At 38.8% G+C, this 15,988-nt stretch carries 9 protein-coding genes; 4 read left to right on the top strand and 5 right to left on the bottom strand.

The window, feature by feature from the left end; all coding sequences use genetic code 11:
- Positions 1 to 2 precede the first annotated feature (2 nt).
- From DSM106972_RS45620 to DSM106972_RS45610, 3 genes are read right to left on the bottom strand one after another with little or no spacing between them, the layout of a single operon-like run.
- Positions 3 to 2,750, bottom strand: coding sequence for a putative type IV secretion/conjugal transfer ATPase (locus DSM106972_RS45620; RefSeq protein WP_127086917.1), 2,748 nt, complete (start codon positions 2,748 to 2,750; stop codon positions 3 to 5).
- A complete protein-coding gene (locus DSM106972_RS45615) occupies positions 2,698 to 3,066 on the bottom strand; it encodes a hypothetical protein (RefSeq protein WP_127086916.1) in 369 nt (122 codons plus the stop codon). Before DSM106972_RS45615 ends, DSM106972_RS45620 begins: the two co-directional genes overlap by 53 nt.
- Positions 3,067 to 3,597 (bottom strand): hypothetical protein, encoded by a 531-nt coding sequence (locus tag DSM106972_RS45610; RefSeq protein ID WP_127086958.1) that lies wholly within the window; start codon positions 3,595 to 3,597, stop codon positions 3,067 to 3,069.
- A gap of 572 nt (positions 3,598 to 4,169) precedes the next feature.
- On the opposite strand from DSM106972_RS45610, the gene DSM106972_RS45605 reads away from it, so the two are divergent.
- On the top strand, positions 4,170 to 6,524 hold the full coding sequence (locus DSM106972_RS45605) for a PhoX family protein (RefSeq protein ID WP_127086915.1): 2,355 nt from the start codon (positions 4,170 to 4,172) through the stop codon (positions 6,522 to 6,524).
- A gap of 120 nt (positions 6,525 to 6,644) precedes the next feature.
- Entirely contained in the window at positions 6,645 to 11,594 is a 4,950-nt protein-coding gene (locus DSM106972_RS45600; protein ID WP_127086914.1) for a beta strand repeat-containing protein, read from the top strand.
- Positions 11,595 to 11,617: 23 nt separating this feature from the next.
- Here the strand turns inward: DSM106972_RS45600 and DSM106972_RS45595 are convergent, their stop codons facing one another.
- Positions 11,618 to 13,120, bottom strand: a complete 1,503-nt coding sequence (locus DSM106972_RS45595) for a hypothetical protein (RefSeq protein WP_127086913.1) — start codon at positions 13,118 to 13,120, stop codon at positions 11,618 to 11,620.
- A gap of 309 nt (positions 13,121 to 13,429) precedes the next feature.
- On the opposite strand from DSM106972_RS45595, the gene DSM106972_RS54455 reads away from it, so the two are divergent.
- Together DSM106972_RS54455 and DSM106972_RS45580 are read left to right on the top strand one after the other, a co-directional pair.
- Positions 13,430 to 13,663 carry a hypothetical protein gene (locus tag DSM106972_RS54455; RefSeq protein WP_233787717.1) on the top strand — a complete coding sequence of 78 codons (234 nt, stop codon included), beginning with the start codon at positions 13,430 to 13,432 and terminating at the stop codon, positions 13,661 to 13,663.
- Between the two features lie 579 nt (positions 13,664 to 14,242).
- A complete protein-coding gene (locus DSM106972_RS45580) occupies positions 14,243 to 14,794 on the top strand; it encodes a Uma2 family endonuclease (RefSeq protein ID WP_127086912.1) in 552 nt (183 codons plus the stop codon).
- A gap of 219 nt (positions 14,795 to 15,013) precedes the next feature.
- Here DSM106972_RS45580 and DSM106972_RS45575 read toward each other — a convergent pair whose 3' ends face one another.
- Entirely contained in the window at positions 15,014 to 15,847 is an 834-nt protein-coding gene (locus DSM106972_RS45575; protein WP_127086911.1) for a nucleotidyl transferase AbiEii/AbiGii toxin family protein, read from the bottom strand.
- Positions 15,848 to 15,988: the final 141 nt, after the last annotated feature.

Here is a 15,988-nt window from a genome sequence, read left to right as displayed (position 1 = left end):
TTTTAACTATTGCGAATTGAGCCAACGAGTTGACGAGCGAATTGTGAAAGCGCTTCGTATTTGTTACTGTGCTTTTGCATAAATTTATTTCGTGCGGCTTGTTCGTTGGGGTTATTAGCAACAACTGCTAATTGCTCAAACCCTGGATAGTAACGGCAAAAAGTATAAACACCGTTATCATCAAGCAACCATTGACTATAAATTTCTTCTTTACGTGGGAAGAAACTTTCTGATGCGTTGCGCGCGATGATTTCCTGTGGATACTTTAAAATATCTACAAAACTATTTACCGCGACTGGCTGAATTCGTCCAATTAACCTTGTTGTTAAATTCTGTAAAATCTTGGTAGCGGCTTTTGATTTAGCTATTGTGTCAGGGTCTTGGGCTGATAAAATTACTCTTACTCCTGCTTTGGCGCCGTTTGCACATAACCTTCCTACTAAGTCAGAAATTTGGTCGAACTCAAACAAAATTGGCGCCTCATCGATAAAGAATATAGAAGCAGGACTACTCAAAGCACGTCGTAGTGCAGCAGAGTAAGCACTGAGAGAAAGTAGTGCAGCATCTTCACTATCAGAAAGATTTCGCAGTGCAAAAACTAAGAGTTGTGCGTCAGTGGGAAAACTGGAAGGAGCAGATATTGCTTGTCCAACCCGACTTTGTAACCAAAAGCGTAAACGTAAGTCAATGACTTCGAGTGCTTCGTCAATTCTTTTACCTACAGAGTTTAAGTTGAGATGTTCGCGCGTGCAAAACAGTAAAAAATCTTTTAATGTTGGGGTTTTCTGCCATTCGATAGTTCCAAAACCTGCTACGAGGGCAGCTTGATAGCGTTGTTTTATTCCTTCGTCAGCAAAGAATGTACCTAGCGCTAAGTTAATGATTGAGCGTACTGTTTGCGATAGTAACTGATTTTCGCTGCTGTTACCCAATATCATTGTCATCAACGCTGATTCTAAGAATGCGACATAATCTTGAAGACGCGATGCTTGTTCTTCTTTACTTAAATCACGTAGGTCTGGTTGTTCAAATAAGTTATTCGACTGTTTAGAAATATCAAAATAGGCGCCATATCCTTTGAGAAATTCTGTATAGTCACTAAAAGTAGATGTACCATCAGGTTTAGGAAAATCTAGTGCGACTACTGGCATATTGTGAGCTAATGCTTGAGTTAATATACCAGATACCAAAACCGATTTACCTGCGCGCGTTGTTGCGAACAGTGCTAAATTTTTGTGCTGGTTGAATAAATCAAGATTGACGGGTGTACCACCTTCATCAGAGATTAACTCAAATCCTTTGGCACTACCAGAAGTAGTTGTGACTAGCGGTGTTAAACCCCAAACTTCATTGGTAAGATAAAGCTGGCGCCGATTAAAGGGTTTAGCAAGCAAAACATCCCAGACAATGGGTAAAGTTTGTAACCAAATCTTCCATGCATACTCAACTTCTCGAACTACACGCGCGGGACGTTGGAAGCAGTTTTCAATATATCTACATGCTTCGTCTAATTTTTCTAAACTTGGACGATGCACTAAAATTGTCACACCAGTATATATAGGAACGGCGCCTTCATATAACTTTTCTTGTGCTGCAACTGATTTCTGAAGCTTTAACTGTGCAGCAACGTCAATAGTATTGCTTTTTTGCTGTGCTAATTTAGCTGTCATGTTTGACTGCTTTAATACCCGTTGAAGAGTTGCCTTAACTAAAGCAGGATTTGCTGGCGCCAACTGACAAAAAATTTCAGTATCTACAACTGTGTCTCTAGCTATTAATTCCCATAAATACCGAAGTTGTGATGATTTATTTTGCCAACCTCCTGGTTTTTCTAAAAATGTCATTGCACCGACATATTTATTTTTTAAATGTATCCATTGTCTATCTGCAACGGGTACAGCAGATTCTGTTAAAAGTGTTGTACTATGAATATTTTCGAGTAATAACTTACTACTAGGTAACTCCGAGTAAATTTCCTCCCGCAATCCATTATCATCTAGTACTAATAACTGAGGGATATTTGGGGCAACAGTATCATTAAAGCGTTTCCAGCACTCGTGCCAAAGTTCTTGTGCAGTTAACGCTCGAACGTCCAAACCCATTTTATTCGATAATACTTGCTCCCAACGACGGAATCCTTCTTGGTAAGCATTAGAAATTATCGTCTCAATACGTTCTTGTTCTCTTTGAACTGCATCACCCTTAAAAGTTAACCACCAAGATTCGGCTTTAGCGATTAGTTTTTCAATCCAATCATTCGCTTCTACACTATCAGATTCTACAGTATAGGTTACATATATACGTAACTGCTTGGGTTTACGTACACCATCTTGTGTAAGCGCTTGTATTCTAGCTCTTTCTGAAGTCAATAAATACTGTATTTCAGGCGAAGTCGTATTTTTAATTAATGCTGCTAATTCTTTTTGTCTAGCTTTATCTGAAGCAAACGAACTGAGATGAAAAGTAATTCGTTCTTCACCAGGTAAATCTTTTAAACCAGCTTCAATATTATTACAAATTGAATCAATTTGCTCTTTTACTAATGTAGTATGTATGCCTTTACATTCAAAGCCGAAAACAAAGCAAAATTTATCTTTTTGATTACCTTTGCTTAAAAGATAGGCGCCAATATCTCTATCACCAAGCGCGAATTTAAGCATGGTGGCAAGATGTAAAGCATCTTCAAAAGGAGTTAATCTACTTTCGCGACCTGCGATGTCTACGCTTTGTTTTCCGATTTTGTCTTTCATAATAAAATTCTAGAAAACTCCGATAACGAGCGACACCCCTAGTCCAGTTAGGAACACCAATGAACTTACTTAAAAACCGCCAGCTTTTACCCCCTGTCAGTATCCACCAAGTCGCCATTCCCCATCCTGCTATTAACACCGTCCATAACCATTTTTGCCATGCATCAGCAAATAAACCTCCCAAAAAACCATTAACAATAAAGTAAGAAAGTAAAATTATTATTATCCAGGGGAAGATTTGGTCTGCAGGAATGGGGCCAAGGGATGGTTGAGTTCCTAATATTTGATTTACAGGTCGAAATTCCTTATCTTCCATTTATCCGGTAATAAAAGACGTTAAAACATCAGCGACAGTAACGGCAATCACTACTAGTAAAGGCGTTCTAGCAACTACTTGCCAGTCTTCGTCCTTACGAACAGCATTAACTACACCAACGAGCGATATAGCTATATATAGTAAATAAAGCGCTCTGATGACATTAAATACTAAACTTACAGCACTAGTGGCGCCAGTTTGAGATGCATCAGTTAAATTATTTTTAAAAAAGTTTTCTGCTTTTCCAAAAAACTGTGCAGCAGCAGGGTTTGTAAACCAATCTAGCCAAAATATGCTCAAAATTAGCGCAACAGCTAGAGTTTGCAGTAAGATGACCCAACGTGAAGATAATTTCGCGCGCTGTCCAAAGTGTTGAATACATGTAGTTGTTAGACCTACAAGTAGTAGGCAAAACAATAACACTGGACTATGAAGGCTAATAATTGTGAAAAAACATGCACAAGTAAGTAAGAATGGTGAAGACCTACACAAGCAGGTAATATATTTTTTGGTTGCTTTAATAAGTATCATATCTAAGTTATTAAATGACTCTGATATTAATCCCCCCAACCCCCCGCGAATTCGGGGGGCTTTAAACATCTATTCTCCTTTAAACACGGAAGCTTTAAACATCCAACCTCTTTAATTAAAAGGGGCTTTGACACCTCATTCTTGTCCCTCCCACGATTTCGGGGGGTTAGGGGGAATCAAAGCAATAAACATAGAAATTATATGGATAAATAATTAATTATGTTGTCTTCCAAAATACGTTTGATTCTTTTATTTAACTTATTGTTTTTTCAAAAATAAACTAAATATTAAATTAATAATTTATATTCAACAAAAAATATAATAAATCAATTGCTTAAATATTTGATTACTTATCCTTAACGTCTAAGGTATAGATTCACAACAGTGTTGCCTGAGAGTTTATCCTATTTTTGATAGGATAACAACAATTCGTAAAGTCTAAATATTAGCCACATTATTTTTTAAAGTGTTCTCTAATATACAAAACAGAGAATACTGAAGAATTGCATTTTCGAGTTTTTGGAAATCATTTCAATAACACTAAAGAATTGCCCCCTTGAGAGGAGATATTCATGTCAAAGCTGAGTCGTAGACAGGTGCTGATGTTTTTTGCTGGAAGTGCTGGTGCAGTAGTTGCAGACCAAGTTTTAGGTGGTGTTTTTAGTGCGGTTGATGCTATTACACTACCTTTGACTTTTACACCTGTGCGTTTACCACACCCACTTCCTGTTTATACCGAAAGTAAAAGTTTTTTACCTACAGGAATAGGAATTGGACTACAACTAAACGCTTCTGCTAATGTTCAATTACCTACCTATAACGTAATAGATGACGTAGTTGTACCACCAGAATACGAACGGTACGTAATTGTCGGTTGGGGTGATAGAGTATTTCCAAACCCCGAAGATTACTTTGGTTACAACTGCGACTATACAGGCTTTGTTCCCATCGGCAGAACTAACGACGAAGGTTATTTGTGGGTGAACCATGAATATGTTGGCTTCCCACTTTCTGGTCTGGCGCCAGAAACACCTACTGATGTCCAGGCACTTCCCAATGCTTATACACCTGTAATTGGATACTCTCTACCTACAGCTAGAGGTATTGAGTTAGATGGTGAATTCCTCTATAATTTAGGTGGTTCAATCGTTCGGATTTCTAAGCGCAATTCACAACAGCGTTACAGACCAGTAAAAGACTCGAAAAATCGCCGCATTCACGGTCTTTCTGGTTTAGGAATCAATAGTCAGCGTACTGATGCTTATCAAAGTATTACCTCTTGGGGAAGTCGTAGCTACCAGCAAGGCGACCAAAACTATTTAGAGGGTACTGGTCCTGCTGCAACGGATGTTTTCTCAAAAAGTGCAGATGGGCTAGGTAATAGAATTATTGGTACTGGCTTCAACTGTTCTGGTGGCACAACTCCTTGGGGAACCATTCTAACAGCAGAAGAAAACTTCCAAGGCGCCTCACTATTCTTCGTTGGTGTTACCGAAGGATTAAAACCAGATGGTACTCAAACAGATTACACAGATTCTACTGTTGGCAAAACCTTTGGTTTAGTTGGTGAAAAATATGGCTGGATGGTAGAAATTGACCCAGCTAACCCCAGCTTCCGTGCAAAGAAACATAGCTGGTTAGGTCGTTTCCGTCATGAAAACATTGCAATACGCGCGGAAAACGGTAAGAAATTAGTTGCTTACATGGGTGATGACAGACGTGGTGGACATACCTGGAAGTTTGTTAGCACAGGTACAATTGCTTCACCAACAAGTAAGAACAACAGTCAGTTATTTGAAAATGGTGTATTGTATGTTGCTCGTTTAAATCCAGATGGTACAGGACAGTGGATACCTTTACTCTTAAACACTCCTACAAATCCCATCGCACCAACTGAATTATCTTCTGTAGAATTTGCAGCTTTGGGTTCAGCACAGCGTAACGGTCTGCTACCACTACCAAGACGTAACGGTATTGCAGGTCAAACTACTGATGGTGGTGCATTTGGTTGTACTCGTGCAAATGAAGCAACAGCATTACCTGGTTACCGTGGCAAGTTGCTATCTAACTTCTATACATCTCAAGGCGCCATTCTTTGCGATGCGTTCTTGGCAGCAAACTTAGCTGGTGGAACTCCTACCGCGCGTCCAGAAGACCTCGAAGTTCACCCCCGCACCAAAGAAGTATTTATTGCTTATACCGATGGGGCGCCAGGTGGTGATGGATATCCAGACTCTCGTATTTTCCAAGTTGCTAAGTTAAGTGAAGCAGTTAACGATACTCAGCAATCAGGTGGAATTTACAAGATTATTGAAGATAGTGCAGATGGAACAGGTTTAACCTTCAAGTGGCAGAAATTTGCACAAGGTGGAGAAGCTGGTTCCAAAACAGGCGCCGGTTTTGCTAACGTAGATAACTTGGCATTTGACTCTCAAGCAAATGTCTGGGGTGTTACAGATATGTCAACCAGCACCCATAACGGTTTTAATATTGGCGCCGCAGGCACACCTAATACTATCAATCATGCCGCAAAAGGTAACGTTTCCAACTTCACAGGTGTATTTGGTAACAACTGGTTATTCTTCATTCCAACCAGTGGTTCTGACGCAGGAAAAGTAATACCTTTTGCTTATGGTCCAGTGCGTTGTGAAATAACTGGTCCAACTTTTGTTGGTGACACTTTGATTGTTGCTGTACAGCATCCTGGTGAAGATTGCCCAATCAACGATGGTACAGTTTTGAGTCGTAGCGTTGAAATGCTTGATTTGAATGGTACAACGTTTAACCAAACTCGTACTGTACAGCGTGGTAGTAGTTGGCCTAGCAATATTCCAGTTGCTGATGGTGGTAAAGGACAATCTACAGGTGCGCCTCGTCCATCTGTAATTGGCATTCGTCGCAAAAATTCAAACGGCAGATTTATCTAAACATTGTGTTGTAGAGACGCGATATATCGCGTCTTGTAATATTTGGAGACGCGATATATCGCGTCTCTACATATATACGGCGCCACATTTATTACTGGTGAAGAATATTAATTTACAATCATGAATAGATTTACACAACTGGCATATCTAAGCTTGTTATGGATTGTGGCTCTTGGAGCATCAGCTTCAGCTCAAGAGGCGCCCACAGTATCACCTAATTTTGAGGTTCGCTACAATAGCGAAGGTGCAGGTGTTGAATCGAATGGTAGCGTTGAAGGATTTATTCCTTTATTTCAAACCCCAGGTCAAAATGCTACTTTCCTTCAGGGAAGATTATTTTTAGATGATGACTCCCAAATGGGAGGAAATGTACTACTTGGATATCGTGTTTACGATAAAAAGGATGACAGAGTTACTGGTGCTTATGTTTCTTTTGATGCGCGCGATACAAGTAGAAGCTACTTTAAACAACTTGGTATCGGTTTTGAAACCCTAGGTAAATGGGATTTACGTATTAACGGTTATTTACCTTTAGGTGAGACCCGTAACCAAATTGGACAATTTTACTTTGGCGACCCTTTCTTCAAACAAAATAACATTGTTATTCAACAAGCAAATTTATTTGAAGCTGCTTTACATGGAATTGATGCGGAAGTTGGTACCCGCTTAACCAAAATTGGCAGTGGTGATTTGCGTGGTTATGCAGGTATTTACTATTTAGGAAATGATAATAAAGAAGCTTTTGGTTGGAAGGCAAGAGTTGAAGCACGTCCTACTAAGTTCTTATCTTTAGGCGCCTCATTACAAAATGATTCTTTATTTGACACCAGAGCAGTTTTCAGCGTTGGTTTAAGTTTCCCAGGAAGTGGCGCCACAAGAGGTACTGATAATAAACCCAGCAATTTTGCTCGCATGGGTGAGTTTGTCCAACGTCAAGCAGCTATACCTGTAGTTGGAGTTAACACAGTTAGTTCTGTCCCACTTACCAACCCCGCAACTAACAAAGCTTGGAGTTTTGTTCACGTTGCTCCTGGCAATAGTAACGGTACTGCTGAGTCACCCTACGGTTACGACAAAATTCAGCAAGCTGTTAATGATGCTGCTGCAAAAACTGATTCTATTGTTTATATCCGTGGAGATGAAAAAGCCATCATTCCTGGCTTTACACTTCTAAGTGGAGTACAACTTCTTACTAACACTCCTGAACGATTTATCAACACAGTAGAAATCGGTAACATCAAGCTACCTTTCTCTGGTTCTCGTATTGTGCCAAAGATTGGAGGTATAGTAACTCTTTCCAGTAATACTATTTTCAGCGGATTTGATATTAATGCGGCAAACGGCGCCGGAGTTCGCGGTACAAATATCAGTAACGTTACAATCACGGATAACCGTATTCAAGGCACTCAGGGAGAAGCAATCCTTCTATCACAAGTAACAGGTAACGTTGATATCATTAACAATACCATCGGTAAAAGTACTGGAAGCGCACTTTTACTTACTAATAACTCTGGAAATGCCAACATCAAAGTTACAGGTAACAATATTACCGATAACTTAAACTCCATCGGTATTAACTTAGGAGGAACTGCTACAGGTACAGCAGAAATAGCTAAAAATACCATTTCAAACTTTGGTATTGGTGTAGATGTTAGCTTAAATGACAGCGCCAACTTAAGCAAGTTAAATATCACCGACAATAGCATTACTGCTCCTAACAGTAATAATTCTTTAGAAGGAATTAAATTTAGAGCTTTTGACAAAGCAACTGCAACAGCTAACATTACCGGAAACGCCATCAGCAACACAACCAACGATGGTATTGGTGTTCAACTTAACCAAAACACAAAAACCCAAGTTAATATTACCAACAACAAAATTGAAAATGTTAAGGGTAGCGACTCATACACATTAGGTGGCGCCGCATTTGCAGATGGTATTGATGTACAACTGTTTGATAGTGCGAACGCTGGAGTTAGCATTACTGGTAACACAGTCAATAACACAACTGGACGCGGTATCAGCGCCTCAAACATAGGTGATGTCGCTAATCTAAAACTAGATATCACAGGTAATATCGTTAGCAATACTGAATACGAAGGTATTGGAATTGACAGTTTTAACGGTAGTATCACTATTAACAAAAATACCGTTTCCAATGGAAAAAGTGATGGTCTTTATTTAGGAAACATCATAGGCAACGCCGAAATTAGCGGACTTGAGATTAAGGATGCAGGCGCCGGAGTACGCGGAATAAATGTCAATAACATTAAGATTACCGACAGCCGTATCCAAAATATCAAGGGTACAGGTGTTGACTTACAAGATGTCACTGGTAAAGCCGAAATTAACAAGCTTAATGTTAATGGTGCAACAGGCGCTGGAATACAAGGTACAAATCTCAATAACGTTACGATTACTGATAGTAATATCCAAGGTACCACTGGTACTGGAACGATATCTCCTACTCAAGGAGAAGCAATTCTCTTATCAGAAGTAACAGGTAACGTTGATATCAGCAACAACACCATCACCAAAAACGCAGGAAGTGGGGTTTCGTTAAGCAATACCTTTGGAAATGCCAACATCAAAGTTACAGGTAACAACATTACCGATAACTTAAACTCCATTGGTATCAAGTTAGGAGGAACCACCACAGGTACAGCAGAAATTGCCAAAAATACTATTTCCAACTTTGGTAGTGGTGTAGATGTTTCCTTAAGTGAAAAGGCTAACTTGAGTAAGCTGGATATCGCCAACAATAGCATTACTGCTCCTAACAGCAATAACCCATTAGAAGGAATTAAGCTTAGAGCTTTTGACGAAGCGGTCGCAACAGCTAACATTACCGGAAACACCATCAGCAACACAACCAACGATGCAATTGGTGTTCAACTTAACCAAAACACAAAAACCCAAGTCAATATTGCCAATAACAAAATCGAAAACGTTAAGGGTAGCGACTCATATGGCTTGGGTGGCGCCGAATTTGCTGACGGTATTGATATACAGGTGTTTGATAGCGCTAGTTCTGAAGTTAGCATTACTGGTAACACAGTTAATAACACAACTGGAAGTGGTATCAGCATCTCCGACAACAGTGACACAGCTAACCAAAAGCTAGACATCGCTAATAATACCGTTAGCAATACTGAATATGAAGGTATTGGAATTGACGGTGTTGACGGGAATATAACTGTTAGCAAAAATACCGTTAGCAATACCAAATACGAAGGTATCTATTTAGAAAACACTACTGGCAAAGCCGAAATTAGCGGTTCTAATAATATTAGTGGTGCAACAGGCGCCGGAATTCGCGGTACAAATGTTAGTAACCTTACAATTGCTAATAACTTTATCTACGGTACCACTCTGACAGGAACGAATTCTGATGGTCAGGGAGAAGCAATACTCTTATCTGAAGTGACGGGTAACGTTGATATCAGCGACAATCTCATTGCTGAAAACGCAGGAAGCGCGCTTTTACTAAGCAACACTACTGGAAGTGCCGACATCAAAGTTACAGGTAACTTCATTACCGATAACTTCAACTCTATCGGTATTCAGTTAGGAGGCACTACAACAGGTACAGCAGAAATTGCTCAAAATTTGATTATCAACCCTGGTATTGGTGTAGATGTTAGCTTAAGTGACAGTGCTAACTTGAGTCAGTTAGATATCACCGAAAATGGCATCATTGTTCTTAACAACAATAATCCGTTAGAAGGTATTAAACTTAGAGCATTTGACCAAGCAACTGCAACTGTTAACATTACCGAAAACATCATCAGCAATACAACCGAGGATGGTATTAGTGTTGGGCTTAACAACAATACAAACACCCAAATCAATATTGCCAATAACAACATTGATAACGTTCAGGGTAGCGATTTATACGGCTTAGGTAGCGCCGAAGCTGATGGTATAGATGTACAGTTGTTTGACAGCGCTAGTTCTAAAATTAGCATCACAGGTAACACAGTTAATAATATAACTGGATATGGTATCGGCGCCTCCAACAACAGCGATGCAGCTAACGTAGAACTAAATGTAACAGATAATAACGTTAGCAATACCGGATACCAAGGTATTAGGATTGATAATTTTGACAGTAATACAACTGTAAACAAAAATACTGTTACCAATGCAGAAGGTGAAGGTATTTATTTAGAAAACACCACAGGTAAAGTTGAAATCAACAACAACAAAGTCGTAGATACTCGCAACCCATTAGAAGATACTGATTTGGAAAGCGGTATTTTTGTTTGGAACTATGAAGGTGACTCAGATTATACGATTGCCAACAATATAATCGAGACAACCTTCAATGCAACCGATTACCGGGTTGATGGTATTGAATTTAACTTGTGTCGCGATGTTGACCAAATTTACCAAGACAAACCTTGCCAATCAACAGCAACTGCAAAAGTCAATATAATCAACAACACAATTAAGCATAATGGTAACGTTGTTGGTGGCGCCGATGGAATTGACTTGAACTTAGGAAAATTTGCAGACGCGACCTTTAATATTACAAGTAACACAGTTAGCAATATTCCTGATGAAGGAGTTTCTATTGGTGCTGTCGCAGATTCAAAAGGAGTATTCAACATCAATAATAATGCTATTACCAATGTTGGTGATAGCGGCATAGAAGTTGACTTATTCCTTCCCGACCCAGCGGTTTCTCCTACATTGAATCAGTTCAATAGTAGTAATACTGAATTCAACATCACAGGTAACACAATTGATACTGCCAAGGATGATGGTATAAACTTCGAGGTTCAAGACCAAGCCAATACAAAAGTTACTATCACTGGCAACACTATCCAAAATATCGGCAGTGGGGAAAATGGTGATAGAGCGATTCAATTAGAAACATTCAACTCTTCTAAAATGTGCGCTGCTGTTGACAGTAACACAATTAGTGCATCTCCTAGACCTGCACTTTTAAGGTCTAACGATGCTTCCACACTTGAAGTTGTAGATAGAGCAAATCTTTCAACTCGCAATGGTGGCGCCAGCTTCTCAACTCCAGGAACAACAAACCGTCCAACTCCTTGCCCATAAAATTCGGTGGGCCGAAGCCCACCCTACTTTAACCCTGGCAATTTCCATTCTTGCAAAACTCGCGCCACAGTCTCGCGCGTAGCTTCGGCGCCGAAACCCCACGCGAGTAACGAGAAATAATCTACAACTCCTCTAGTCCCAAAAGTACCATTTGCCAAGTATAATTGTGTAAAACCTGCATTACCAAGTAAAAAAATAGCTATTGCATAACTTAAGGAATTAAAAATAAGCAAACGATTACGAGATAATTTTTCTAGCTTTGACGTATTTATCTCGTTATCTAAGTTGATATTCGGAATAGGTTCAACTAAACCAGCATGACTTGGATTCTTAATTGAAGAAGATACATTCCCTAAAAAGGTTCTACTCGGTGGTGCATTGCTCTTTAAATTCTGGATATTTTCAACTATCTCATCTGTCCGAGTTCTAATATCATCTTGCCATTTATGATAAGAATCTATATCTGTGGGAGAAAGGTTATACAAAAGCCTTTGCAGCGTTAACGCTTCTTGTTTCCAATACTTTTCTTCATCTCTTGCCTCATATGGCACTTGGTTAGTTAACTCACGAAATTCATCTAATTGAGTTTTTGCTAAAAGGAAATTATTAAGCTGTACTTGCACTTCTTGTAGCGCTTTACTTACTTGACCAGAACTGTCTTGTGATGGTCTACCTTTATTTATACTGTCAAGCTGCCAAGTTACTTGCTCTAAATAAGAAATTTGATTTTGAGGGTTTTCTTCTTCTACCCTTTTACGTAATTTCGACTCATAATCTAATAAATTTAACCAACCTTGCTTACCTTGATGCCATTTATCCCAAAGGTCTTGCGCTTGATTTGCAGCTTCTATTGCCGCACTAGAGCGCTTATTTTCTAAGGCAGTTTCCACCGCTGTTAAATAAGACTCAAATTTTTTATAAAAAGAGCTATCCTGTTTAAATTCTTCATCTACACGTACTTTACTACGAAGACGGGCAACTTGAACCACAACTTCATCGCGTGCCATCCATTCACTACGATACATTGAAATAATAATCCCTAAACCCACACCAAGTAAAAGAACACACAATGGCATCAGCCAATAGTCTTTGACTTTGATACTTATCGGGATAACTAACTCGCTATCAGGAGTAATCACCAATAGATTACCATTATACTCACCGCTTCTCACACCTTTCAAATCAAACTCAATTGGAGTTAGTAAAGGTTGATTATTAGGTAAACTATTAATACTAGAATTATTCAGGTTGACTTTAATCGCGTTTGCAGGGAATACCTCATTACCATCCAAGCGATTTAAATCCAGGCTTAATATTTTAACATCCTTAACAACTTGATTTGAGCGTAAAAACAAATTCCGTCTAACCTTTGGACAAAAAAATTGACCTAACCAACACTTTTGCTCTGCTATGGATATAGTAGAAGGTTCAGAAGTAATCTTCGGTTCTGCCTTTACAACAGATGGCGCCAAGAAGCTAGACGCAGAAACCAACATTCCAATAGTAAATATTCTCGAATAATTCATTTGTATTGTTTTTATAGATAATAAACGTATTATTGTGCTGTTACGCACCATCAACGCGAATGTACAACGTAATAATACTCAATTTTTATCAAATTGCTATAGGCGCCGAGCATTTAAATAAATTTCGTAGCATAGGCGTCTCGCCTGTGCTGTGCAAGTAATTATTTTTACCACAGAGACATAGAGGACACAGAGTAAATTAGAAGGAAACTCAAATAGGCGCCAACAAGCATTGATACAGCAAATTTCATGTTCATGCGGTACATGTAGAGACGCGATTAATCGCGTCTCTACGACGTTTTAAACATTATGTATGTACCTCATATACCTAAAATCTGCTGTATAATACATTTAGCTTTTTCTGGAAACATAGCTCCAGAAAATATTTATTGGTTAATTGAATATTCAAATACCAGTTTAGAAAAAGACTTAGAGGATGTTTTAAAAGTCGAGGCAGGTATAAAATGTCATTCTGAGTGGAGCGCGGCGGAACGTAAACGGAGTTTTTCCGTAGGGTCGAATCTAGGTTTTGAAACTACATAAAGAGATGCTTCGTCCCTCAGCATGACATTTACCAATAACGTTGGTCAAATACTTCTGCACAAATATTAAGCTATATTGGTTCTAATGTATCCAATGAACCAAGAAGGCCTAAGTCGAGCAATAAACGTAGCTATAGGCTTATAGCCTGTGCAATGGTCAGGCAGGATGCCGTGAGCCGACGCGATTAACATCCGTTACATCCGTTGCAAACAAACTTCATCTACATAAATTTTATTTAAATAAATAAAAAAGTATATTTGTACGGTATATAGTTAGTACAGTAATCCTAATCCAGAAAAACCTAGTTATGGCATGATTACCACAGGTGGAACTTTTGTGTTTATTAAACTAATAAAAGCAGAAACTCCTGAATATGCTCTTTCTGATATTTTTGAAATTCGTAATAGAGGTAATGCTTTATACGATGTGATGAAAATATTAAAACGTATTTGTAATATTATATGATTTTCAGCCGCGCACTTACTACATGAACCAGAATGACGAGCGAATTGCGATATGAAGCAATCAGGTGTTACTATTGTATTGACTTGCGTTAGGTAAAATCAGGACTTTGTAGTTATGACATTAGCTGTAGCCAAGTGGACAATAGACGAGTACCACCGCATGATTGAATCTGGTATTTTAGATAATCGGCGTGTGGAATTATTGAGGGGAGAAATTGTTGAGGTGGCGCCAGAAGGAGAACCACATGCTTACTTTAGCTCTGAGGCAGGTGAGTATCTAACACTATTATTAGGGGAACTTGCCACAGTTCGTCCAGCTAAACCAATTACTCTTCCTGATGGTTCGGAACCTGAGCCTGATATTTCTATTGTTCAGCGTTTGGGGCGCCAGTATTTACAACATCATCCGTATCCAGAAAATATTTTTTGGCTAATTGAATATTCAAATACTAGTTTAGAAAAAGACTTAGAAATAAAAACAGAAATTTATGCAGAAGCTGGAATTGGTGAATACTGGGTTGTTAACCTTAGAACCAAAGAACTTATAGTTTTTCGCAATTCCCAAAACAAAAAATATACTTCTAAATTTACTTTGACTGCTGGAACTATTAATCCTTTAGCGTTTCCGAATATTGCTGTGTCTGTAGGCGCCATTATTAGCACTTAGGGTAGAATTTCGTTATATGTTGGGTTACGCAAAGCCTTCACCCAACCTACATTCTAGTTTTATAAAATAGTCAAATAAGTTTCTGTAGGACTGATTGGTAAAACTTTCAACTACTGAAAATTACAATAAATTTAATTGATTGCCTATGACGTGTAGTAGAGACGTTACATGTAACGTCTCTACATTAATTTTGTTATGGTTTTGTTGCGAAATATGAATTTACAATAATTCTCTAATAACACTTTCCCAACGTCCCGTCACTATATTCACTACAGTTTCAAAATCTTCTTCAAAGATTTGGGCTGACATTTTGCGGATGTACCATTTCCATTTACTGCGGCTTTTACTATTATGCCACCAGTCAGGCGCCGCTAAAATTTCCCACACTTCTTGTAATGGTGTGTTGCGACTGCTAAAGGCAATTTTTATCGCTTCTGCTAGTTCTGGTTGCGATAAGTTTAGATATTTGGCATATAGCATTAAGTCGTATAATGTTTTTGGATGCCAGCGTTTTGCACCTAGTTCTACTAACCCGTGTAGTTTCCAGCCTACCATTGTTTCCGCGCGCGCTGTTTGTATTGATATTGCTTCACCTATTAAAGCTGGATATTTTATATATGAAGCAGGTGGCGCCAGTGGGTCACCAAATCCAATATCGATTTGAATGTTACGCTGGTAATGGTCTATATTAACATCGATGTTGATACGGGCGCCTGGTGATTCTGTTTCCATCCAAATACCTTCGGTTCGTATAGAATCTAAATGGAATTTCACACCATCAGCATAATCTGCCGAAAGTATATCTTGAAATTTTGCTGTTGTTTCGCCAATATCGAATGGGTATAAACCTAGAAAATCTACGTCTACAGCAATTCTCCGTCCTAATGGCACCCATAACCGCGTCATCATTCCACCCCGCAACACTAACTCATCTATATATATAGAGTTAGATACTCGTCGCAACACACTTTCGAGTATGTGGTATGTTAGTACTTCATCTAAAGGACGATTTGTTGTTTCGGAAATTTTAACCAACTGCTCTATATTATTCATCGTTCATCCGCTTCTAAAAACCTAGGTAAACCTCGGCATAAGTCTACGGTGTAACTTGACATCAAAATGTTTTAACGCTTTCGCTTGGAACATGCTCGACTTTTACTAGTATTACTACTAGCTACTCGCTCAACATGAACC

Source organism: Dulcicalothrix desertica PCC 7102, from assembly GCF_003991905.1.
Lineage (GTDB): Bacteria > Cyanobacteriota > Cyanobacteriia > Cyanobacteriales > Nostocaceae > Dulcicalothrix > Dulcicalothrix desertica.
The sequence above is the reverse complement of the archived record's forward strand: the minus strand, read 5'-3'. Positions and strand labels throughout refer to the sequence as shown.

Excerpts from the sequence above, each read along its gene's own strand:
- DSM106972_RS45620 (WP_127086917.1), bottom strand. The coding sequence starts at position 2,750 with ATGAAAGACAAAATCGGAAAACAAAGCGTAGACATCGCAGGTCGCGAA.
- DSM106972_RS45615 (WP_127086916.1), bottom strand. The coding sequence starts at position 3,066 with ATGGAAGATAAGGAATTTCGACCTGTAAATCAAATATTAGGAACTCAA.
- DSM106972_RS45610 (WP_127086958.1), bottom strand. The coding sequence starts at position 3,597 with ATGATACTTATTAAAGCAACCAAAAAATATATTACCTGCTTGTGTAGG.
- DSM106972_RS45605 (WP_127086915.1), top strand. The coding sequence starts at position 4,170 with ATGTCAAAGCTGAGTCGTAGACAGGTGCTGATGTTTTTTGCTGGAAGT.
- DSM106972_RS45600 (WP_127086914.1), top strand. The coding sequence starts at position 6,645 with ATGAATAGATTTACACAACTGGCATATCTAAGCTTGTTATGGATTGTG.
- DSM106972_RS45595 (WP_127086913.1), bottom strand. The coding sequence starts at position 13,120 with ATGAATTATTCGAGAATATTTACTATTGGAATGTTGGTTTCTGCGTCT.
- DSM106972_RS54455 (WP_233787717.1), top strand. The coding sequence starts at position 13,430 with ATGTATGTACCTCATATACCTAAAATCTGCTGTATAATACATTTAGCT.
- DSM106972_RS45580 (WP_127086912.1), top strand. The coding sequence starts at position 14,243 with ATGACATTAGCTGTAGCCAAGTGGACAATAGACGAGTACCACCGCATG.
- DSM106972_RS45575 (WP_127086911.1), bottom strand. The coding sequence starts at position 15,847 with ATGAATAATATAGAGCAGTTGGTTAAAATTTCCGAAACAACAAATCGT.